This window comes from Nocardioides sp. NPDC057577 (assembly GCF_042801335.1).
Classification (GTDB): domain Bacteria; phylum Actinomycetota; class Actinomycetes; order Propionibacteriales; family Nocardioidaceae; genus Nocardioides.
This window is the reverse complement of the sequence record NZ_JBHVGB010000104.1, coordinates 1-20,198: the sequence shown is the minus strand read 5'-3', so window position 1 is coordinate 20,198 and position 20,198 is coordinate 1. Positions and strand designations below refer to the sequence as shown.

Here is a 20,198-nt window from a genome sequence, read left to right as displayed (position 1 = left end):
AGCCGACTCGGCGGGAGTTTCGGTCAGGACGAGCCGACTCGGCGGGAGTTTCGGTCAGGACGAGCCGACTCGGCGAAATCAGGCCGAGCCGCGCGCGGCCCAGTCGCGCAGGGTGTCGATGCGGGCCTTGAGCTGGTCGGCGTTGGCGACCGCGGCGGGCGGGCCGCCGCACTCCTTGCGGAGCCGGTTGTGGGTGACGCCGTGGGGCGCCTTGGTGCGGTGGTGCCAGGCGGCGACCAGTCCGTTGAGCTCACGGCGGAGCACGGCGAGCTGCTCGTGAGCGGCGACCGCGGCGACGGGCTCGTCGGCGGCGACCGGCGCCGAGGCCGAGGCCGACTTCTGCTTGCGTGCCCGGTCGCTCTGCCGCTGCTGGAGCAGGGTCTTCATCTGGTCAGTGTCGAGCAGTCCGGGGATGCCGAGGAAGTCCATCTCCTCCTCCGAGCCGACGTGCACCTCACCGGAGTGGCCGAACTCGCCGCCGTCGAAGAGCACCCGGTCGAAGCGGGCCTCCGAACCCATGGCCTCCCAGGCTCCGAGCTCCTCCTCTGAGGCCCCCTCCTCGGCGTTGGCCGCGGCCATCAGCGCGTCCTCAGCGGCGAAGATGTCGTCCTCGCTGGTGACCTTCTTGCCGAGCACATGGTCGCGCTGCAGCTCCAGCTCGGAGGCGAAGCCGAGCAGGTTCGGGACCGAGGGCAGGAAGACGGAGGCGGTCTCGCCCCGCGTACGAGCACGTACGAAGCGCCCCACCGCCTGCGCGAAGAAGAGCGGCGTCGAGGTGGTGGTCGCATAGACCCCGACCGCGAGCCGGGGCACGTCGACGCCCTCGGAGACCATCCGGACCGCGACCATCCAACGGTCCTCGGACTCGGAGAACTTGGCGATCTTCTTGGAGCCGGCCTTCTCGTCGGAGAGCACCACGGTCGCGCTCTGTCCGGTGATCTCGCGCAGCGTCTTGGCGTAGGAGCGCGCCGAGTCCTGGTCGGTCGCGATGACCAGGCCGCCCGCGTCCGGGACGTGGCGCCGCACCTCGGTCAGGCGCTTGTCGGCTGCTGCCAGCACCGACGGGATCCACGATCCGGCCGGGTCGAGCGCGGTCCGCAGCGCCTGCGAGGTCAGGTCCTTGGTCAGCGGCTCGCCGAGGTGGGCGGCGATCTCGTCGCCGGCCCGGGTGCGCCACTGCATCTGTCCCGAGTAGGCCATGAACAGCACCGGCCGGACGACATGGTCGCGCAGCGCCTCGGCGTAGCCGTAGGTGTAGTCGGCCGCCGAGCGCGGGATGCCGTCCTCGCCCGGGGCGTAGGTAACGAACGGGATCGGGTTGGTGTCGGAGCGGAACGGCGTGCCGGTCAGCGCCAGCCGCCGCGCGGCCGGCTCGAAGGCCTCCCGGACGCCCTCGCCCCACGAGAGCGCGTCGCCGGCGTGGTGGACCTCGTCGAGGATCACCAGCGTCTTGAACCGCTCGGTGCGGATCCGCATCGCGAGCGGGTTGACCGCGACACCCGCGTACGTCACCGCGATCCCGACGTAGTCGGCCGAGGTCTTTCCCTGCCCGGCCGAGTAGGTCGGGTCGATCGGGATGCCCGCCCGCGCTGCCGCCTCGGCCCACTGGACCTTGAGGTGCTCGGTGGGCGCGACGATGGTGACCCGGTCGATCAGGCGCCGCCCGAGGAGCTCGGCGGCGACGGTCAGCGCGAAGGTCGTCTTCCCGGCGCCGGGCGTCGCGACGGCGAGGTAGTCACGGGGCTGTTCGGACAGGTATCGAGACAGCGCCTCCTGCTGCCAAGCGCGCAGCTTGGTCGCAGTTCCCCACGCGGCCTTGTTCGGCCACGCCGGTGTGAGTGCGCCGGGCAGATCGGCGCGGCTCACTCGTCGTCGCCCTCGCCACCGCTTGGCGGCATCCCCTCGAAGATCTCCTTGCAGTCGGGGCAGACCGGGAACTTGGACCCGTCTCGGCTCGGCACCCACACCTTGCCGCACAGCGCGACCACGGGCGTGCCCATGACCATCGCCTCGGTCAGCTTGTCCTTCTCCACGTAGTGGGAGTAGCGGTCGTGGTCACCCTCTTCGGTGGGGACATCCTGCTCGCGGATGTCCTCCCGTTCCTTGACGGCTTCTTTCGTGCCGAATCCCAGGATGCCCATGCCGTCCAGTCTACTGGTCCTCTAGTTGAGTTCCGGATCGGGCGGTCGCGTGGCGTGGAAGGCCAGCTCACCGGGCTGACGACGGAGCACCGCGGCCCACATCGTGCTCACGTCGTCGAGGAAGGAGTCGTACGGCTCGCCGTCGACGACATACCAGGACCCTTCCTCCACCTCGCCCTGGAGCTGGGCAGCCCCCCAGCCCGCGTATCCGGCGAAGATGCGCAGCCGCGCCAAGGTGCCGTCGACCAGCTCGACAGGCGTGTCGAGGTCGAGCAGCCCGAGGCGCCCGACGACGGGCCGGAACCCCAGCGGCGGGTCGTCGGAGTCGACCAGGAGCGCCACCGCGATCGCGGAGTCCTTGCTCACCGGGCCGCCCTGGAAGAGGACGTCAGGATCGGCGACCGAGGTCGCCCACGGGTGCAGCACCTCGGCGACCGGCACGGGCGAGGGCCGGTTCAGCACCACGCCCAGCGCACCCTCGTCGTTGACCTCGATCAAGAGCACGACGGTGTCGACGAAGTTGGGATCGCGAAGCTCCGGGGTGGCTACCAGCAGCCGCCCGGCGCGTACGTCCTTCTGCTCCGTCATGACGCCATGATCGCATCACCTGGGTCACGTCAGCCGCAACAAGAAACCAACAAAGCCCGCCGATCGGATCGAGACGGGAAAAGGACCCGGGGCCGGCACTTAGGGAGGTGCGGAGGGAGTCCGCGGGAGGGAGCGCACCGGCACCCGGGACCTGGTCAGGCTGCCGAGCGGACCGCTCGGAGCATGTCGACGAGGCCGGCGAAGGGCCCACGCTCGACGACCTCGACGGCCGGTACGTACTCGGCACGGGCACGCGCCTCGATCATCGAGCCGAGACGGACGCACTCGGCGTCGGCGAACGCACCGCGGCCGGCCATGACCGCAAGGGTCAGGTGCTCCTTGGCCTGCGACTTGGCCAGCGCGGTGGCCATCGCGTCGTCGACGGGAAGGGCGTGGTAGCGGTCGAGGACCGCGCGGATGCCGGGCAGGTCGTCGGCAGCGCCATGCCAGGCCCGGACGACGGCGTCCTCGAGGTCCATCGGCTGGTTGGCGAGCTCGGACTCGATGCGGCCGGACAGGCGGGTGTGCCAGCGCAGCTGCAGGGCGGCGAGCAGGTCGAGCTCGTCGGTGAAGGTCTCGGTGACGCCGGGGAGATCCATGGGCAGCAGGCCGTCTCGACGCTCGTCGATGACGGCGACCACGCCGCGGAGGATCTCTCCGCGCTTGTGATGGCTGGTCCAGCTCATTTTCTCGGCTCCTTGCGGAAGGTGAGCACCCACATACCGTGAGTACGTACCTATGGTACGGGACATACCGACGGTATGGCCAACACCTGGGACGGTGATTCCGGACACGGCCGTTAGAGTGGACGGGTGGCAAAGTCGTCCGTGAGCAAGCTCGTCCCCAAGGTTCCTCCGCTTCCGTCGGTGCCGGGGATGTCACGGAGGCAGCAGTTCTCCGCCTCGACCAAGAAGACGCTCGTCGAGGTCGCCGAGAGGCTCTTCACCGAGCACGGCTACGCGAGCACCTCCCTGGACGCCATCGTGGCCGGAGCCGAGGTCACCAAGGGCGCGCTCTACCACCACTTCAGCGGCAAGCAGGCGCTCTACGAGGTCGTCTTCGAGAAGGTCGAGGCCGCCACCGCGCAGAGCATCGACGCCGCCATGCGCGAGACGAAGGACCCCTGGGAGCAGGCCCGGGCCGGGCTGCGTACGTTCCTGGAGGCCGTCCAGCAGCCCACCTACCGCCGCATCGTCGTGCAGGAGGGGCCTGCTGTCCTGGGCTACCAGCGCTACCGCGAGCAGGAGGAGCGCTCCACGTTCACCGTCGTCGAGGACATCGTCGCCGCCGTGCTGCGCGCCGGCGACCGGACCGTCGACGACGAGATGGTCGCGACCTTCGCCCGGCTCTTCTTCGGGGCGATGTCGGCGGCCGGCGAGTCCGTCACCGAGGCCAGCGACCCCGAGGACGCAGCCGAGCGCATCGAGCTGGCCGTGACCTACCTGCTGACCGGGGTGCAGACCCTGGCCAAGCAGGGCGTCAAGGTCGAGGACATGCGCTGAGCCTTCCGGCTACTTGACGGTGACGCCGCCGGGCTCGACCTGGCCGTTGCCCTCCGGGATCAGGTCCAGCCAGACCTTGCCCGGCGGGATCTCGATCGCGGCACCACTGGCGTCGGTGAACGTCACCGCACCCTTCTCGCCCTTCTTCACCCAGGTCGCCTCGACGATCTGGCCGGCGCGCATGATCCACGCCTTGCCGCGGCCGGTGAAGTGCGAGACCGGCACGATCGCGCCGCCCGGGTCCTTGTAGGGAGCGATGGTGGTCTTGGTCTGCGCGACCACGACGGTGTCGGCGAGGAACTGGCCGCTCTTCGACATGTAGTTGTTCTGCAGGCGGTACTTGCCGCCCCTGAAGACCCAGTTGTCCGTGCGCGCCTGGGAGAACTTCACGTCCACGGCCTTGGCGGGCTTGCCACCGGCCAGCTTGGTCGTCACGTCGCCCCAGGGCATGAAATCGGCCGGCCGCTTGGCCTTACCGTCCTTCGCGGCGGCCTTGCCGGCCTTGGCGACCTTGCCGACCACGCTGTGCAGATAGTCGTGCGGCTTGCTGGTGTCGCGTACGACGTAGGGGGTGGACATGTCGAGCCACGAGATGTCGTGCTTCTTCAGCTGCGCGAAGGTGTAGGGAGCCGCGCCGCTGGTCATGATCGTCGCGTCGATCGGTGCGGCGATCCCGGCGTCGGTCGCCCGCATCGAACGGACCGGCCCCGCCTCCTTCGGAAGGAAGGAGTAGTACGCGACGGCCAACCGGGTCACGCCACCCTCGACCAGCTCCTGGACGACCATGTCGGCCTTGGCGAGACCGTACTGCGGGTCGCTGGCCGAGGTGTTGTCGATCTTGACGATGTAGGCGGGGTGCTTGCGCGCAGCGGTCTGCCCCTCGGGGAGCTCGACGCCCGTCAGCGGCTCGTGGTCGGGCTCAGCGGGCGCGGACGGCGACGGCTTCGCGTCCGTCGGCTCCTCCGCGGAGCCACAGCCGGTCAGGACCAGCCCCGCGGCGGCCAGCGTCGCCGCTGCTCGCAGGAAGAACCCCGGGCGGGACGTACGCATCATCAATCTCCATCTGCATCGGCTCACTACCAAGACGAGTGACAGACGGTAATCGTTGCGCCCAACCAGGCCGCGCCCGGGGTTGCTTCGTCGAAGAACTCAGGCGACCGTGGCGCCGCCGTCGACATAGAGGGTCTGGCCGGTGATGTAGGACGACTCGTCGCTGGCCAGGAAGGCGGCAGCGGCAGCGATGTCGGCGGGCTCGCCGACGCGCTTGACCGGGTTGGCGTCGGCCGAGAGCCTGCGGAACTCGTCGACGTCGAGACCGAGGCGGGCCGCGGTCTGGTCGGTCATCTCGGTGGCGATGAACCCCGGCGCGATCGCGTTCACGTTGACGCCGAACGGGCCCAGCTCGAGCGCGAGGGTGCGGGTGAAGCCCTGCACGCCGGCCTTCGCCGCGGAGTAGTTGGCCTGACCGCGGTTGCCGGTCGCCGAGGTGGAGGAGACGTTGATGATCTTGCCGTACTTCTGCTTCACGAAGACGCTCTGCGCGGCCTTCGACATCAGGAAGTGTCCCTTGAGGTGGACGTTCATGACCAGGTCCCAGTCGTCCTCGGTCATCTTGAAGAGCAGGTTGTCGCGGGTGATACCGGCGTTGTTCATCAGGATGTGCAGGCCGCCGAGCTCCTCGACGACGCGGGCCACCGCGGCCTCGGTGTCCTCAGCCTTGGCGACGTTGGCGCCGATGCCGACCGACTTGGCACCCTCAGCCAGCGGAAGCTTGGCGGCGGCCTCAGCGGCGGCCGCCTCGTCGAGGTCGATGATCGCGACCGAGGCGCCCTCCTCGGCGAAACGCGTGGCGACTCCGAAACCGATCCCGCGCGCTGCCCCGGTGATGACTGCGACGCGTCCGTCGAAACGACCCATGACTCAAACTCCTTTGGTTGTGACCGGGCCCACGAACACGTGCGGCCCCCGCCGACAATAGCGAGGGCCGTACGTCATGTCGCGAGGTGTCTACTGATTGGTAGGTTCTACCGATTCTTCAGCCAGGCGTCGCGCGCGGCGACTCCCAGGTCGGGGTGGTCGGTGAAGAACGCGTCGACACCGGCGTCGAGGTAGGCGCCGACCTCACAGGCCAGGTCGCCGATCGCGATCGGGTCGGTGCCCTTGCGGCACTCGACCGGGAGGTTCTTGTTCTCGGCGCGCATGGTCCAGATGACGGTCGGCAGCCCGACGCGTTCGGCCCGGCGGGCGAGGTCGGTGGGCTCGCCGAGTGTGTTGTCGGTGGTGCGCGGGATGAAGTAGTACTTGTAGGGCGCCACCTGGTCGGCGTACTTCTTGATGCTGCGCAGGCCCTTGTCGGTGACCAGGTAGTCGTTGGTCACGCCGGTCCCGGCAACCACCTGGTCGTAGGGAGCGCCGCCGAAGTCGACCAGCTGCACCAGCTTGGTGTCGACCATGCGGTTGAGGTCCTTGAGGTTGCTGACCTCGAAGGACTGGATGACCGCCGCGGCGCGCTTGCCGCCGAGGCCGTGCCGCTTGAGGCTCTTGGCCAGCGGCTCCTCGAGCGAGAGACCGATGGAGTCGAAGTACGTCGGGTGCTTCGTCTCCGGGGCGACGCCGATCGTGCGGCCGGTCTCGGCCTCCTTCCTCTCGACCAGCTCGAGGACCTCCTCGAAGGTCGGCACCTGGAAGAGGCCGTCGTAGGCGGTGTTGGCCGGGCGGTCACCCGGGATCCGCTCCTTGGCGCGCAGCGTCTTCAGCTCGGCGAGGGTGAAGTCCTCGGTGAACCAGCCGGTCAGCGCCTTGCCGTCGATGGTCTTGGTCGTCTTCCGGCCCGCGAACTCAGGGTGCGCGGCGACGTCGGTCGTGCCGGAGATCTCGTTCTCGTGCCGGGCGACGAGCACGCCGTCCTTGGTCGAGACCACGTCGGGCTCGATGAAGTCGGCACCCTGCTGGATGGCCAGGTCGTACGCCGCCAGGGTGTGCTCGGGACGGTAGCCCGAGGCACCGCGGTGCCCGAAGACGATCGGCTTCGACGTGTGGTGGTGCTTGCCTGCGTGGACGGCGGTGGCGCCGGTGTCGACACCGGCGGTCGCGGGGCTCGAGACCAGGACGGTCCCGGCGGCGAGCGTGGTGGCCAGGGCGAGCACGACGCGACGCATACGGGTGGTGGGGTTCAACGTGGTCATGCCCCGATCCCACCGGCCCCGGACGTACCTGGGCCGGTGGGCGGGTGAACGTCTCGTGACGATCTGCCGAAGCGCCTCAGGCCGAAGCGGAGCCCGAGGCAGTGAGCGCGGCGGCATCGGCCAAGTCTAGGGAAGAGGTACGCCGCCCGCCGATGACTTCGCGGAGCACGTCCGGCTTGTTGGTGATGATGCCGTCGACACCGCGGTCCAGGACCGCGCTCATGGTCTCGGCGTCGTCGACCGTCCAGGAGTGGATGTGCATCCCGAGCGCGTGCACCCGGGCGACGTAGCCGGCGTCGAAGGAGCCGAAGTGCGGGTTGATCTGGTCAGCCCAGGTGTAGCTGTCCAGGTCGGCATAGGCCGGGGTGCCGAGCAGGCCGACCGGCATCTCGGGCTGGACGCGCTTGTAGGTCCGCATCGAGTCGAAGTCGAAGCTCTGCACCCCGAGCCTCCCGGCACGGACCGCGGAGCGTACGTAGCCGGGGAACGAGTCGAACTCGGCCGCGACCTGCTTCTCGATGCCCGGGTAGAGCTCGGGCGACTTGAGCTCCATCAGGATCCCGGACCGAGACGGCCGCACCAGCCGGACCATCTCCTTCAGCGTCGGCACCTTCTCGCCCTGGTACTCCTCGCTGAACCACGAACCCGCGTCCAGCGTCCTGATCTCGGCGAGCGTGAAGTCCTTGACGTTCCACGGCGAGCGGCCGGGGAAGCGCTGCTCGACGTCGGTGGTGCGCGACAAGGTGGTGTCGTGCATCAGCACGAGCTCGCCGTCCCTGGTGGCCTGCACGTCCGACTCGATCCAGGCGGCACGCTGCTCGATGCCGAGCGCGAAGGCGGCGAGGGTGTTCTCCGGGGCGTACGCGCTCGCGCCGCGGTGGGCGGTGATGGTGATGTGGTTGGCGCGGTGGGCCTCGACGGCGTTCACCGCCACCGGAACGATCATCGTGCCTGCGGCCAGCGCGATGCCGGCCAGGGTCGAGGTGAAGGTCTTGGACGCGACGGACGACAGCGACATTGCGCACTCCCGAGATCAGTGGACGACAACTGATCTCGAGTGAATCGGTCACCGCCGACCTCCCCCCGACGGGCTGATGGCCGAAGCCGTACGCCTCGGTGAACTCGGCCCCGAATCAGCTCAGCACGGCGCGGAGCCGGTCGGCGTACTCCTTCTGCTCGCCGTCGCCGTACTTGTGGCGGGGCCAGAAGAAGCCCTTGAGGCCGTCGCCGCGAGTGCGGGGGACGACGTGCAGGTGGAGGTGGGGGACGGACTGGCTGACCACGTTGTTGACCGCCACGAAGCTGCCCTGGGCACCGAGCCCGTCCACGACCGCGGCGGCCAGGCGCTGGGCGTTCGCGACGAAGCGTTCGTGCAGGTCAGGAGGGAGATCGAGCAGGGTCGCGAGGTGCTGTCGCGGAACCATCAGGATGTGCCCCTTCTGCACCGGCCGATGGTCGAGGAAGGCCAGGAAACCCTCGTCCTCGAAGACCACCTCGGCGGCCAGGTCACCGCTGACCACGTCGCAGAAGACGCAGCTCACCGCTCATCTCCCCACGAGAGCGTCGCGATCACGAGGTCGACGGTCGGCAGGGCCAGGTCGGCGAGGTCGGGGTGCGGGAAGGAGTAGATCAGCCGCGACTCGTAGAGCCGGTCGGGCGAGGCCACCCACCGCTCCCCCACCGTCGTGGTCTCGGCCTGCAGGGGGTGCCGCACCATGCCGAAGGGAGCCGGCCGGCTCAGCGCGACCGCCAGCCCGGCCGGGCGCCGCCCGACCCGCTGCAGCCAGTAGGCCAGGAAGGCAGCGTTCTGCTCGGCGGCCGCGTCCTTGGCGGCAGCCATCCACCGTGCCCAGTCCGGCTGCTCGACCCTGGACCGCTGCACCTTCGGGAGGACCTTGGCGGTCAGGTCGGCGAGCTGATAGTCGCGTACGTCCTCGTCGGACATGTCCACGACATACCACTCCTGCGCCTTCGGCAGCCGCAGGTCGACGTGCGGCTTGGGGCCGAGGGTCTTGAGCACGTCCTTGATGCCCGAACGGAACCGGTTCGGCCCGGCCGGGTCGAAGGTGACGTACGCGATCTCCTCGATGTTGGCGGTGAGGAACTCACGCAGCCCGTCGGCGTTGCGCAGCTGCGCGCGCCGGCGGGTGTCCTCGGCGAGGAAGGTCTCCAGCGCCTCCTGGGAGGAGAAGAGCATCGCCTCGTACGGTGGCCGGTTGCCGCGATCCCCGGGAAAGACCCTGATCCGGGCCTCGTCGAGCTGGGGAACGACAACCTGCCCCGTACGCAGCGCGGCCCCGACCGCGTCGGCGTCGGCGGCGGCGAGCGCCACCTCCAGCGCGCGGTTGCGGAAGCCGTCGGGATTCATTCCCCGAGGTTAAGCCCCGTTTGCCGCCGCTAATGGCACGACACGGCAGCCGGGCCGCACGGCATGATCTCCCGGGCAGCGACCCGGCCGCTGACCGGAGCGTCGAAGTGGTGCAGGTCGCCCGAGCCGTACGTCCACCGCATTCCGTTGTTGCGCATCGCCCGGACAACGCCGTGGCTGGTGCTGCGCCAGGCCACCCGCGGGTGGGAGCGCGAGGGCCACCACCTGTTGGGCACGTAGCCGTCGCGCGACCGGTAAGGGTTCTCCCAGGGGTTGACGTCGAGGGAGCGACCGTAGGAATGCGGCGAGCGCACACCCGGCCGGCCGACGACGTTGCGACAGTTGAAGGCCGAGGTGTTGTCGGCGTCCATGGACGCGTAGTCGTTGCCGCCACGCAGCGTCCTGGAGTAGCCGAACCGGTCGACTCGATACATCCGTCGGATCGGGTAGCGGCCGGCGTACATCGCGGTCAGGGCGTTCTTCATGCGGCCCACCGAGTCTCGGTGGGCGATGATCTCGCCGCGGCGGCGGTAGCCGGAGTAGTCCCAGTAGTTGATGCGCAGCAGCCGCAGGCTAGCCCGCCCCACCGGGCAGCCGCTGTGCCAGGAGACGCCGACCATCGAGCGCCACACCCCGTCGGAGATGCTGGTGACGACGCCGTTGGCACCGCTCCCGGTGGCACGCGGCTGGGCCGGTGGGTTTCGTCTCGGCTTCGGGGCGGCGCTGGGCAGCCGCACCGGGGCCACCGGCGGGGCGTTGTCGAGCCGGTAGTAGTTACTCCACGCCGCGTTCACACCGACGACGGCACTCGAGTTGGCCCGCCAGATGGTGTCGTAGCGGGGACGTACGCTGACGCTGGCACGCCCCTCGGCATCGGTCGTCACCGCCGTGTGAAGAGCGTAGCCATCGGCGCCCGCCGTCTTGGTGTAGAGCTTGACCCGGCTGCCAGGGACCGGCCGGCCACCAGGCGTGCGCAGGGTGATCGTGATCGTCGAGCTCCGCTCGTCGACCACCGTCCCGGGACCGGAGAGCCGCAGGACACCGTCGACCGCCGCCGACGCAGGCACGCTCCACAGGAGCGTGACAACACATGCCAGAACAACCCCGACCCAGGCGAATCTACCCATCCCCATGAACCGAGTGTGGGATGACCTAGGACACCCCGCCAGTCCAATTCGTGTATCCGGGCCTGTTCGAGATCTCGCCGCCGAGATCTCGAACAGGCTCTCAGGTCAGGCCTTGGCTGCTACCCCGAGCCTCGCGGGGGTGTCGTCGTCGCAGGTCGCGAAGAAGTTGCCGACCTCGTCGACCATGTGGCTGAACGACTCCGCAGCGAAGAGCACCGGCTGGTAGTGGGTGATGTCGTAGTCGACCGTCGCCATCTGAGCGAAGTCGATCGGCCGCACCTCCACCTCGTGCATCTCCTCGATCTCGCCGTAGGAGGAGAGCAACCCGGCCCCGTAAGCCTTGATGTCACCGTCCTCGTGGAGCACGCCGAACTCGATCGTGAACCAGAAGACGTCGGCCACGACCTGGAGCGCCTCCCTGGTCTCGACGCGACGCGCGGCGGCGCCGGCGAGGCGCTTGACCTCGGCGACCTGCGGGTCGGCGAGGAGGTTCCCGTGGCCGATCACCTCGTGGATGATGTCGGGCTCCGGGGTGTAGAGCGGCACGGCGTGGTGACGCAGATACTGCGTCGAGTGGAACTGCCCGTCGGCCAGGCTCCCGTAGAACTCCTCCAGCGGGACGATCCCCGCGGCCGGGACGTACTCGAACCCGGTCAGCGGCTTCAGTCCGGCGCTGACCTCGTCGAGCTGCGGCACCCGGTCCTGCGGCAGGTTGAGCGACTCGACGGCCGCGATGAAGTTGCGGCAGGCGTACTTCGCGTGCAGCGGTGCGATCTCTCGGCACACCGTCCGCCAGATCTCGTTCTCCGTCTCGGTGTAGTCGATCCGGGGCACTGGCTGCCCCGGCTTCCAACCGAGCGCCGCGCCAGCGATCTCGCTGCGTCGTGCCCGGTAGTCCTGGTCTGCGAACCCGGGGTGGTTGTCCCCCAGATGCACCTCGACCTGCCCATCCTCGCCCACGGTGACGGGTGAGTAGAGCTGTCCTTCCTCGAACATCCTTACCTCCATGTGACGTACGCCTCACAACCCTATCGCGCACGCAACAGAAGTCATCCCGCCAGGGAGGTGAACAGCCGGAAGTCTTCCGCCGACAGCAACGAGCCGGAGACACCGGCCCCGCCATCAGGGGGTGCGGGTGGCGAAGCCCCCGCCTCCGCGCAGCATCAACGACGCACAACTAAGGGGGTGCGGGGGATATCCCCCGCCGCGACGCGAAGCGTCGCCAATAAATGACGAACCGACGTGGCCCTCCATCTGGAGGGCACACGTCGGCCAAAGGTTCGTGGAGCTGCGGGGAATCGAACCCCGGTCCTCGAGCGCCGTGCCAGGTCTTCTCCGGGTGCAGTCTGTGGGTGGCGTTCTCTCATCCCCGGGGCTCGACGCAGACACGTCCCCGACAGGCTCAGCCGACTAGATGTCCCTCATGCCCCGTCGGCATGTGCATGAGGTGGAGTCTTCTAGATGACGCCTGGGTCCGAGCCGAAGACGGATACTCGGTCAGACGCTTCGATCACCGCGTCAGGCGGCGAGAGCGAAGGAACTGCGCTTAGCGTTGGCAGTTATTGGTTTCCAGCGATCGTTTACGAGATGACGCTGGCTCCTCGACCCGCTTCCCCTGGGAGCAACGTCCCAAGTCGAAACCGATCAGCCCCTTTTGAGTTTTCAATGCCCGTGGTGCAGGCAGTAAGAGAACACTACAGCCCCCGGCGGGCATTCCCCACTCGGTTATCCGGTCATGCCCTTGAGCTTGCGACCGACCTCGACCTCGGCCTCCCGCTTGGCCGTACGCTCGGCGATGGTGTTGCGCTTGTCCCACGACTTCTTGCCCTTGGCGACGCCGATCTCGACCTTGGCGCGACCGTTGAGGAAGTAGAGGGCGAGGGGGACGACGGTGAGGCCCTTCTCGGAGACCTTGCGCTCGATCTTGTCGATCTCGGCGCGGTGCAGGAGGAGCTTGCGCTTGCGGCGAGCGGAGTGGTTGGTCCAGGTGCCGTTGAGGTATTCGGGGATGTGGATCCCGTGGATCCAGGCCTCGCCACGGTCGATGTCGACGAAGCCGTCGACCAGGGAGGCGCGACCCTCACGCAGCGACTTCACCTCGGTGCCCTGCAGGACCATGCCGGCCTCGTAGGTGTCCTCGATGTGGTAGTCGTGTCGCGCCTTCTTGTTCTGCGCGATCATCTTGCGCCCCTGCTCCTTCGCCATTCCACCATTCTCTCAGGCACGGGGGCACCTGCGCGAAACGTTTGCCGCGACGCACCCGCGTCAACCGCAGACCGCCCGGTCGATGAACTCGGCGACGGCGTCCTCGGGGTCGCCCTCGAAGCTCCGGCTGAGCGCGACCGTCGCCTGACGCCGGCCGTCCGCGGTGGTGAAGGACCATGTCTGGTACGCCACGGCGTCGCCGTCGTGACCATAGACGCGGACCCCGCAGGTGGTGTCCTCCCACCTGAGCCCGAGACCGTACGTCGCGTCCGCAACCCCCGGCGTCTTCATCTCCTCCTGCAACTGCCCGTCGATAAGACGTCCACCGAGCAGCGCTGCGAAGAACCGGTTCAGGTCGCGGGCGGTCGAGATGACCTCACCAGCAGCGCCGAAGAGGGAGGGGTTCATCTCGGTCACGTCGACGAGCTCGGTGCCGCCCTCGTTCCTCGTCTCGACCGGCACGTAGCCGTGCGGGTGCGGGCCTCGGATCCACGGTGACGCCCCCGGCAGCACCGTGCTCCGCAGGCGGAGCGGCTCGATGATGCGGCGCTCGATCTCGGTGGCGTACGTCTGCCGGGTGACCTTCTCGACCACCTGGGCGAGCAGGAGGTAGCCGGTGCTGGTGTAGGAGAAGGCCGTCCCGGGCGCGTGCGTCGGCGGTTGCGCGAGCCCACGCTCGACGAGCTCGGTCGTGGTCCAGGTGCGCCACCGGTTGTCGACGAACGCCGGGTCCGGTGGGAGCGGCAGCGTGCGGACGACGTCGTACAGGCCGCTGGTGTGGTCGAGCAGCTGACGCAGCGTGATCCGGTCGCCTCCGGGGACGACACCGGGCAGCCACGTCTCGATCGTGTCCTCGAGCCGGAGCCGCCGTTCACCCACGAGCTGCAGCACGACGGTGGCGAGGAAGGACTTCATCACGCTCCCCGCCCGGAAGCTTCCCCGGGCCGGGACCTCACGGGACGTGCCGAGCTCGGCGACCCCGCTGCTCCCTCGCCACACGCCTCGTTCCGTACGCACCTCCGCCAGCACGCCGACCGCCCCCGCGGGCACGACCTCGTCCAGCCGACGCTGCAGATCGCGCCTGCCGTCGCCGGCGTACGCAGCTGTCGGTGCCATCACCATCGGAGCCACCAGCGCAGTGGCCAACGCGAGAACCAGTCGCACCATCACAACCTCCTGAGAGCGGTTCCCACGAGTCTCACGGCCGAGAGGCCCGACCGCATCCGGGATCGCACCCAGCCGCCCTGAGATCAGCCCAGCAGCGGCATCGGGTCGACCGGAGTCCCGTCGCGCAGGATCGTGAAGTGCAGGTGGCAGCCCGTGGACCAGCCGGTGGTCCCGGCGTACGCCACGGTCTCACCGCGCCCGACGGATCCCGAGCGCCTCGCGTAGCTCGAGATGTGGTTGTAGACGGCGGTGTAGGAGTGCCCGTTGACCTTGCCGAGATACAGGTGCAGGCGGTTGCCCCACACGCTGGAGTACGAAGTCGAGATGATCTGCCCGGAGTCGACCGCAAGCAGCGGCCGGCCGCAGGGCGCGGAGAAGTCGGTGCCGTTGTGCAGCGAGACGTAACCGTAGATCGGGTGCTTGCGGATGCCGTAGGGCGAGGTGACATAGGTGTCGGTCACCGGCGGCGCGAAGAGCCCGCCGACCGACCCGACGTTGCGGTCGGTGCCGGAGCCTGCCGAGGCGAGCGAGCGGATCTTCGTACGCAGCGCCGACTCCTCGGCCTCGAGCTCGCGCAGCTCGGCGGCGTCCGCCGCTCTGGCCGCCTCGGCCGAACGCTTCGCGGTGGCTGCCTGCTCGGCCAGCGTGGACATCTCGGCGTGAGCGGCGGCGGCCTGGTCCCGGAGCGAGTCGACCTCGGCGACCAGCTCCCGGGCCTTCTTCTCCTTGGCGGCGATCGCGTCGGTCGCCTCCTGCACCTCGCCCTCGCGGACGACGAGCATCGTCTCGGTCGCCTCCATCCGCTGGAGGGTGGCATCCTGGCCCGCGGAGGCCGCGTCGACGTACGTCTGCTGGCGCATCAGGTCCTCGAGGGATCCTCCGGAGAGCAGGGCCGCCGCCTGGGCGAGCCGCGGGTCTCCCCCGGTGAACCGGGTCAGGATCGCGTCGCGCATCTCCTCGCGCTGCGCCTTCACCTCGGCCTGGCCCTCGGCGAGCTCCCGCTTCGCCTCGGCGAGCAGCAGCCTCTGCTCGGCGAGCTCGGCCTCGAGCTTGGTATGGGCCGCCTGCACCTCGACGAGCCTGGCGTTGAGCTCGTCGAGACGGGTCTGGGCCTGGTCGAGCTTCTTCCGCGCCGCGTCGTACGTCGCCGAAGCCTCACGCAGCCCCTTGCTGGAGTGCTCCAGGTCCTCGGCGGCAGCCTTCTGATCCCGCTGGACCTCCCGCTGCTCCTGCTCGAGCCGGTCCTTCTCATCCGCAGCGGACGGCAAGGAGGGCGAGAGCAGGACGGTAGCCACCACTGCGCAGCTGAGCGCAGCAGCCAGCCGACCGGCACGGGGGAAGACGCGCACGGATCAACCTCGGTCTGTGGGAAGTATTACCGACAGACCGTAGGCGATCCGGATCAGACCTTGATGTATTTCCTCGTGAGCAAGAGTGTCGGGACGAGCGTGAGCAGGATGCCGAGGAGGGCGACGATCGCGAAGGAGCTGAAGAACTCCTCCCAGCCGACCCACTGGGTCACCGCGGTCGAGGAGAGCCGCTGCTCGACGCCGAAGTACATCACCGCGGCCAGCGCGATCCCGGACAGCCCGATCCCGACCAGGGCCACCACGAGCGACTCCAGGAGGAACGGCAGCGCGATGTAGAGGGTCGAGGCACCCACCAGTCGCATGATCCCGATCTCGCGACGGCGGGCGAAGGCTGCCAGCCGGATGGTGTTGGCGACCAGCAGCAGCGCCGCGATCACCAGCACGATCGCGCCGACCAGCGCCGCGCTCTGCAGCCCGTCGACAGCAGCGAGGATGGGCCCGGTGACCTCGTGGACGTCGCCGACGTGGTCGATGCCGTCCAGGCCGGCGACAGCCTCGATGATCTCGGCGGAGTGGTGCGGGTCGGTCATCGTGACCCAGTAGGACTCCCACATGTCGCTGGACTTCACCACCGGGTCGGGACCGCTGACGCCTTCGACGTCGAGAGCCTGCAGCCGCCCGTAGGCCTGCTCCTGGCTCTCCTCCTCGATCTTGTCGACGTACCTGTTGTCCTTGAGGGCGTCGGTGATGACCTGCTTCTGGCTGTCGTCGACGGCCCCGGCGCACTGCGGGTTGCGGTCGTTGGCGCCGTTGCACATGTAGAAGGTGATCTGCAGCTCGTCGCCCCAGACCTCCTCGGTCAGCTGGGCCTGTTCCCGCAGCAGCAGGCCGACGCCGGCGAGGGTGAGCGAGACGAGCAGCGTCAGGGCCACCGCGACGTGCATCGACAGGTTGCGGCGTAGCCCCTGGCGGAGCTCGGTGAATACATAGCGCAGCTGCATGGCGGGTCTACGAAACTTTCGTGTCGGGGTTCGAGGGGGTCCGGCTCAGAACTGAAGCCTCAGAACTGAAGTCTCAGAACTGGCGCCTCAGAATTGGGCTCCGTAACCGCCCTGGACCTGGTCGCGTACGAGGTGGCCGTGCTCGAGCTCGATGACGCGCTTGCGCATCTGGTCGACCATCTGGACGTCGTGGGTCGCCATCACGATGGTGGTGCCGGACCGGTTGATCCGGTCGAGCAGACGCATGATGCCGACGGTGTTGCCGGGGTCGAGGTTACCGGTCGGCTCGTCGGCGATCAGGATCATCGGCCGGTTGATGAACGCGCGGGCGACGGCCACCCGCTGCTGCTCCCCGCCGGAGAGCTCGTCGGGCATCCGGTCGCCCTTGCCGTCGAGACCGACCAGCTCGAGCGTCTCCGGGACGCGCTCCCGGATCTCGCGGTTGGAGTGACCGGTCACCTGCATCGCGAAGGCGACGTTCTCGGCCACGTTCTTGTTGGCGAGGAGGCGGAAGTCCTGGAAGATCGTGCCGACCTGGCGCCGCAGCCGCGGCACCTTCCAGCCGGCGAGCCGGTTGATCTCCTTGCCGGCGACATAGACCCGGCCGGTGGTCGGGCGCTGCTCACGCAGCATCAGCTTGAGCGCCGTCGACTTCCCCGAGCCCGATTGGCCCACGAGGAAGACGAACTCCCCCTTCTGGATGTCGATCGAAAGGCTGTTGAGGGCGGGGCGCGCCTGCCCTGGGTAGGCCTTGCTGACCTTCTCGAAGCGGATCACCGCACCGAGGGTAGTGCAACGGTGGCTGGGCTCAACACTTCGGCTCTGAGATACCTGCCCCTGTACTCTGACGAAGTGCGCTCTGCAGTCCGGATCCTCATCGGTGCCGTAGTCCTGACCGCGATCGCGGTCGGGGTCGGCGTGCTCACCCTGAAAGACGACGAGCCCGAGGTTCCCGAGGTGAAGGGCGACCTCAGCACCGCCGACACCACCATGATGCAGGTACGCCGTGGCGCGTTCTGCGACCGCGTCCCGACCGAGGATGCGACCGCGGCCCTCGGCGGCGCCGCCTCCGAGAAGAAGGCCTACGGCGACGGCGACCAGACCGCCATCTCGGGCGAGGTCAACGACGTCTCCCAGGAGTACGGCTGCATCTGGACCGGGCCGGAGGGCTCGGCCACCTCGGCCCGGGCCTGGGTCTTCGCCCCGCCGGTCACCCTGGACTGGGCCACGCAGATGACCAAGAGCGTGCCCAAGGGCTGCAAGGCCGCGTCGACCCCTGCGTACGGGAAGCCGTCGGTCACCCTCACCTGCACCGACGCGAAGAAGCAGACGAAGGTGGTCTACCGCGGGCTCTTCGGCGACGCCTGGCTCTCCTGCGAGCTCACCGGCAAGGCCGGCGAGGCGCCCGCGACGGTCCAGAAGCGCGCCTCGCGGTTCTGCCTGGTGACCCTCACCGCGGCCGCCGCCTGACCTCTGCCGTCCTCGACCGGGGCTCCGATCCCGGCGCGTCGTTTGCACCGATGCAAAGTCTAGTGCTTTAATCGACTTAGTCGCTCGGGTCGGGTAGGCACCTCACCGGGCGGCGCGCGACGCCGCGGGCACTGAGTCAGAGCAGAGCCGGCCGGCGAGAGCGGGTGGGGTCCTTAGGGATGGGGATCCCACCCGCGACGCGGGACGCGTCCGGCGCAGCGACGACGCGGGACGCGAGCCAGGCCAGGACGGTGTCGGCGAACTCGGCGGGCTGGTTGCGATGCACGAAGTGACCGACGTCGAAGTGGACGAGGTCGGCCTCCGGAATCCGCTGGGCGACCTTCTCCAGGTCCGACTGCGGGATGTGGCTGTTGCCGCCACCGGCCACGATCAGGGTCGGCATGGGCAGCAGCTCGAGCTGCTCCCACATCCACGCGTCGTACATGGTCGCCTCGACCAGCAGGGACGCGATGCACTCCCAGTCGTGGCGCATCGGCCTGGCCGCGCGCCCGGGCGACCTGCGCTCGCGCGGCGCGGGTGGCACCACGTCCTCGATGACCAGCCGCGAGACCAGGTCGGGCCGGTGCATCGCGACCAGGAGGGCGACGTTGCCGCCGGTCGAGTGCCCGACGACCACGGCACCCGAGATCCCGAGCGCCTCCATCGCCACGATGACGTCGTCGGCGATGAGCCGGTGGGAGTACTCCGAGGCCCAGTCCGAGTCCCCGTGCCCACGCATGTCGAAGGCATGCACCCGGTGGTCGGCCGCGAACGGCGGCACCACACCCTGCCACCGCGTCGCGCTGCCTCCGAGCTCGTGCAACAGCACCATCGGCACCCCGTCCTCGGGGCCGTAGGCGTCATAGACGTACGTCGCCCCGCGGCTCGGGAGTGGAAGCCTGGTGCGCGTCAGCGCAACCATGAGGTCAGTTCTGCTCGGCCTTCTCGGCGCCACGGCGCCACCGGATGCCGGCCTCGAGGAACCCGTCGATGTCACCATCGAAGACCGCCTGCGGGTTGCCGACCTCGTAGGTCGTACGCAGGTCCTTGACGATCTGGTAGGGGTTGAGGACGTAGTTGCGCATCTGGTCGCCCCAGGAGGCGGCGACGTCGCCCTTGAGCTCCTTGAGGTGCGCCTCCTCCTCGGCCTTCTTCAGCGCGAGCAGCTTGGCCTTGAGGACGATCATCGCGGCGGCCTTGTTCTGCAGCTGCGACTTCTCGTTCTGGCAGGAGACCACGGTGCCGGTGGGGATGTGGGTCAGCCGCACCGCCGAGTCGGTGGTGTTGACCGACTGGCCACCAGGGCCCGAGGAACGGTAGACGTCGACCTTGATGTCGTTCTCGTCGAGCTCGATCTCGTCGGTCTGCTCCAGCACGGGCACGACCTCGACCGCGGCGAAGGAGGTCTGGCGGCGACCCTGGTTGTCGAACGGGCTGATCCGCACCAGGCGGTGGGTGCCGGCCTCCACGGAGAGGGTGCCGTAGGCGTAGGGAGCGTGGATCGCGAAGGTGGCGGACTTGATCCCGGCCTCCTCGGCGTAGGAGGTGTCGAAGACCTCCACCGGGTATTTGTTGCGCTCGGCCCAGCGGACGTACATCCGCATCAGCATCTCGGCGAAGTCGGCGGCGTCGACGCCACCGGCGCCGGAGCGGATCGTGACCAGGGCCTCCCGGGCGTCGTACTCCCCCGCGAGCAGGGTGCGGATCTCCAGGCTCTCGACGGCCTTCTTCACCCGGCCCAGCTCGGCCTCGGACTCGGCGAGCGTGTCGGCGTCGCCCTCCTCCTGGGCCATCTCGACCATCAGGCCGAGGTCCTCGATCCGGGTGTGGAGCTCGGTGAACTTGTTGAGCTCGCCCTGCAGCAGGGAGAGACGGCCGGTGACGCGGGTGGCGTTGTCCTGATCGTCCCAGAGGTCGGGCGCAGCGACCTGCTCGCCGAGGTCGGCGATCTCCTTGCGCATCGCATCCAGGTCCAGCACCTGGCCGATGGTCTGCATCGTTGCCTGGAGCTGCTTGATCTCGGTGTCGAATTCGGGGCCTGCCACGTCTTACAGGTTACTTGACGCGTGGTGCTGCACCCGATTCGACGGCCGCCCAGATATGCGCTCGCCCTCCGGCATGGGGAACCGGAGGG

Annotated in this window: 21 protein-coding genes and 1 other RNA gene; 2 read left to right on the top strand and 20 right to left on the bottom strand. The window is 68.9% G+C overall.

Annotated elements, in window-relative coordinates; translation table 11 throughout:
- Nucleotides 1-78: 78 nt before the first annotated feature.
- The 4 genes from ACFU7D_RS19165 to ACFU7D_RS19150 all read right to left on the bottom strand — a co-directional run bounded on the left by ACFU7D_RS19165 (nt 79) and on the right by ACFU7D_RS19150 (nt 3,415).
- Entirely contained in the window at nt 79-1,866 is a 1,788-nt protein-coding gene (locus tag ACFU7D_RS19165; protein WP_378869994.1) for a DEAD/DEAH box helicase, read from the bottom strand.
- Nucleotides 1,863-2,141 carry a DUF3039 domain-containing protein gene (locus ACFU7D_RS19160; RefSeq protein WP_160024715.1) on the bottom strand — a complete coding sequence of 93 codons (279 nt, stop codon included), beginning with the start codon at nt 2,139-2,141 and terminating at the stop codon, nt 1,863-1,865. Before ACFU7D_RS19160 ends, ACFU7D_RS19165 begins: the two co-directional genes overlap by 4 nt.
- Nucleotides 2,142-2,162: 21 nt before the next feature.
- Nucleotides 2,163-2,729 (bottom strand): YqgE/AlgH family protein, encoded by a 567-nt coding sequence (locus ACFU7D_RS19155; protein ID WP_378728638.1) that lies wholly within the window; start codon nt 2,727-2,729, stop codon nt 2,163-2,165.
- Nucleotides 2,730-2,884: 155 nt separating this feature from the next.
- Complete coding sequence (locus ACFU7D_RS19150; protein ID WP_378869991.1) at nt 2,885-3,415, bottom strand: hypothetical protein; 531 nt, start codon at nt 3,413-3,415, stop codon at nt 2,885-2,887.
- Between the two features lie 126 nt (nt 3,416-3,541).
- Between ACFU7D_RS19150 and ACFU7D_RS19145 the strand changes: the two genes are divergently transcribed.
- Entirely contained in the window at nt 3,542-4,231 is a 690-nt protein-coding gene (locus ACFU7D_RS19145; RefSeq protein ID WP_350664140.1) for a TetR/AcrR family transcriptional regulator, read from the top strand.
- A gap of 9 nt (nt 4,232-4,240) precedes the next feature.
- On the opposite strand, the gene ACFU7D_RS19140 is transcribed toward ACFU7D_RS19145, so the two are convergent.
- The 14 genes from ACFU7D_RS19140 to ftsE form a co-directional block, all read right to left on the bottom strand.
- Nucleotides 4,241-5,281 carry a DUF3048 domain-containing protein gene (locus tag ACFU7D_RS19140; RefSeq protein ID WP_378869989.1) on the bottom strand — a complete coding sequence of 347 codons (1,041 nt, stop codon included), beginning with the start codon at nt 5,279-5,281 and terminating at the stop codon, nt 4,241-4,243.
- A 99-nt stretch (nt 5,282-5,380) separates the two neighbouring features.
- Complete coding sequence (locus ACFU7D_RS19135; protein WP_091049154.1) at nt 5,381-6,148, bottom strand: SDR family NAD(P)-dependent oxidoreductase; 768 nt, start codon at nt 6,146-6,148, stop codon at nt 5,381-5,383.
- A 107-nt stretch (nt 6,149-6,255) separates the two neighbouring features.
- A complete protein-coding gene (locus tag ACFU7D_RS19130; RefSeq protein ID WP_378869986.1) occupies nt 6,256-7,416 on the bottom strand; it encodes a glycerophosphodiester phosphodiesterase in 1,161 nt (386 codons plus the stop codon).
- 76 nt (nt 7,417-7,492) lie between these two features.
- Nucleotides 7,493-8,434: a glycerophosphodiester phosphodiesterase gene (locus ACFU7D_RS19125; RefSeq protein WP_378869983.1), complete on the bottom strand. Its 942-nt coding sequence runs from the start codon at nt 8,432-8,434 to the stop codon at nt 7,493-7,495.
- Nucleotides 8,435-8,549: 115 nt separating this feature from the next.
- Nucleotides 8,550-8,957 (bottom strand): HIT family protein, encoded by a 408-nt coding sequence (locus ACFU7D_RS19120; RefSeq protein WP_378869980.1) that lies wholly within the window; start codon nt 8,955-8,957, stop codon nt 8,550-8,552.
- The gene (locus tag ACFU7D_RS19115; RefSeq protein ID WP_378869978.1) at nt 8,954-9,784 is read right to left on the bottom strand and encodes a hypothetical protein; all 831 of its coding nucleotides are present in this window, start codon (nt 9,782-9,784) and stop codon (nt 8,954-8,956) included. Before ACFU7D_RS19115 ends, ACFU7D_RS19120 begins: the two co-directional genes overlap by 4 nt.
- 29 nt (nt 9,785-9,813) lie before the next feature.
- On the bottom strand, nt 9,814-10,851 hold the full coding sequence (locus tag ACFU7D_RS19110; RefSeq protein ID WP_378869976.1) for a M15 family metallopeptidase: 1,038 nt from the start codon (nt 10,849-10,851) through the stop codon (nt 9,814-9,816).
- 165 nt (nt 10,852-11,016) lie between these two features.
- Nucleotides 11,017-11,907 (bottom strand): phenylalanine 4-monooxygenase, encoded by an 891-nt coding sequence (locus tag ACFU7D_RS19105; RefSeq protein ID WP_378728651.1) that lies wholly within the window; start codon nt 11,905-11,907, stop codon nt 11,017-11,019.
- A 284-nt stretch (nt 11,908-12,191) separates the two neighbouring features.
- Nucleotides 12,192-12,563: a transfer-messenger RNA gene (gene ssrA, locus ACFU7D_RS19100) on the bottom strand.
- A gap of 73 nt (nt 12,564-12,636) precedes the next feature.
- The gene (gene smpB / locus ACFU7D_RS19095) at nt 12,637-13,116 is read right to left on the bottom strand and encodes an SsrA-binding protein SmpB (RefSeq protein ID WP_160024725.1); all 480 of its coding nucleotides are present in this window, start codon (nt 13,114-13,116) and stop codon (nt 12,637-12,639) included.
- Between the two features lie 60 nt (nt 13,117-13,176).
- Nucleotides 13,177-14,283: a serine hydrolase domain-containing protein gene (locus ACFU7D_RS19090; RefSeq protein ID WP_378869973.1), complete on the bottom strand. Its 1,107-nt coding sequence runs from the start codon at nt 14,281-14,283 to the stop codon at nt 13,177-13,179.
- Nucleotides 14,284-14,366: 83 nt separating this feature from the next.
- The gene (locus ACFU7D_RS19085; protein WP_378869971.1) at nt 14,367-15,632 is read right to left on the bottom strand and encodes a murein hydrolase activator EnvC family protein; all 1,266 of its coding nucleotides are present in this window, start codon (nt 15,630-15,632) and stop codon (nt 14,367-14,369) included.
- A 53-nt stretch (nt 15,633-15,685) separates the two neighbouring features.
- Nucleotides 15,686-16,594, bottom strand: a complete 909-nt coding sequence (gene ftsX / locus ACFU7D_RS19080) for a permease-like cell division protein FtsX (protein ID WP_378728654.1) — start codon at nt 16,592-16,594, stop codon at nt 15,686-15,688.
- 87 nt (nt 16,595-16,681) lie between these two features.
- The gene (gene ftsE / locus ACFU7D_RS19075) at nt 16,682-17,371 is read right to left on the bottom strand and encodes a cell division ATP-binding protein FtsE (protein WP_008358693.1); all 690 of its coding nucleotides are present in this window, start codon (nt 17,369-17,371) and stop codon (nt 16,682-16,684) included.
- 75 nt (nt 17,372-17,446) lie between these two features.
- Here ftsE and ACFU7D_RS19070 point away from each other — a divergent pair, with 75 nt between their 5' ends.
- Nucleotides 17,447-18,064, top strand: a complete 618-nt coding sequence (locus ACFU7D_RS19070) for a hypothetical protein (RefSeq protein ID WP_378869968.1) — start codon at nt 17,447-17,449, stop codon at nt 18,062-18,064.
- Between the two features lie 136 nt (nt 18,065-18,200).
- Here ACFU7D_RS19070 and ACFU7D_RS19065 read toward each other — a convergent pair whose 3' ends face one another.
- Both ACFU7D_RS19065 and prfB read right to left on the bottom strand, forming a co-directional pair.
- A complete protein-coding gene (locus tag ACFU7D_RS19065) occupies nt 18,201-18,986 on the bottom strand; it encodes an alpha/beta fold hydrolase (protein WP_378869966.1) in 786 nt (261 codons plus the stop codon).
- A 4-nt stretch (nt 18,987-18,990) separates the two neighbouring features.
- Nucleotides 18,991-20,109 (bottom strand): peptide chain release factor 2, encoded by a 1,119-nt coding sequence (gene prfB / locus ACFU7D_RS19060; protein WP_378728658.1) that lies wholly within the window; start codon nt 20,107-20,109, stop codon nt 18,991-18,993.
- Between the last annotated feature and the right edge of the window lie 89 nt (nt 20,110-20,198).

Coding starts and splice junctions, on each gene's coding strand:
- ACFU7D_RS19160 (WP_160024715.1), bottom strand. CDS start 2,141: ATGGGCATCCTGGGATTCGGCACGAAAGAAGCCGTCAAGGAACGGGAG.
- ACFU7D_RS19155 (WP_378728638.1), bottom strand. CDS start 2,729: ATGACGGAGCAGAAGGACGTACGCGCCGGGCGGCTGCTGGTAGCCACC.
- ACFU7D_RS19150 (WP_378869991.1), bottom strand. CDS start 3,415: ATGAGCTGGACCAGCCATCACAAGCGCGGAGAGATCCTCCGCGGCGTG.
- ACFU7D_RS19140 (WP_378869989.1), bottom strand. CDS start 5,281: ATGCGTACGTCCCGCCCGGGGTTCTTCCTGCGAGCAGCGGCGACGCTG.
- ACFU7D_RS19135 (WP_091049154.1), bottom strand. CDS start 6,148: ATGGGTCGTTTCGACGGACGCGTCGCAGTCATCACCGGGGCAGCGCGC.
- ACFU7D_RS19130 (WP_378869986.1), bottom strand. CDS start 7,416: ATGACCACGTTGAACCCCACCACCCGTATGCGTCGCGTCGTGCTCGCC.
- ACFU7D_RS19125 (WP_378869983.1), bottom strand. CDS start 8,434: ATGTCGCTGTCGTCCGTCGCGTCCAAGACCTTCACCTCGACCCTGGCC.
- ACFU7D_RS19115 (WP_378869978.1), bottom strand. CDS start 9,784: ATGAATCCCGACGGCTTCCGCAACCGCGCGCTGGAGGTGGCGCTCGCC.
- ACFU7D_RS19105 (WP_378728651.1), bottom strand. CDS start 11,907: ATGTTCGAGGAAGGACAGCTCTACTCACCCGTCACCGTGGGCGAGGAT.
- smpB (WP_160024725.1), bottom strand. CDS start 13,116: ATGGCGAAGGAGCAGGGGCGCAAGATGATCGCGCAGAACAAGAAGGCG.
- ACFU7D_RS19090 (WP_378869973.1), bottom strand. CDS start 14,283: ATGGTGCGACTGGTTCTCGCGTTGGCCACTGCGCTGGTGGCTCCGATG.
- ftsX (WP_378728654.1), bottom strand. CDS start 16,594: ATGCAGCTGCGCTATGTATTCACCGAGCTCCGCCAGGGGCTACGCCGC.
- ACFU7D_RS19065 (WP_378869966.1), bottom strand. CDS start 18,986: ATGGTTGCGCTGACGCGCACCAGGCTTCCACTCCCGAGCCGCGGGGCG.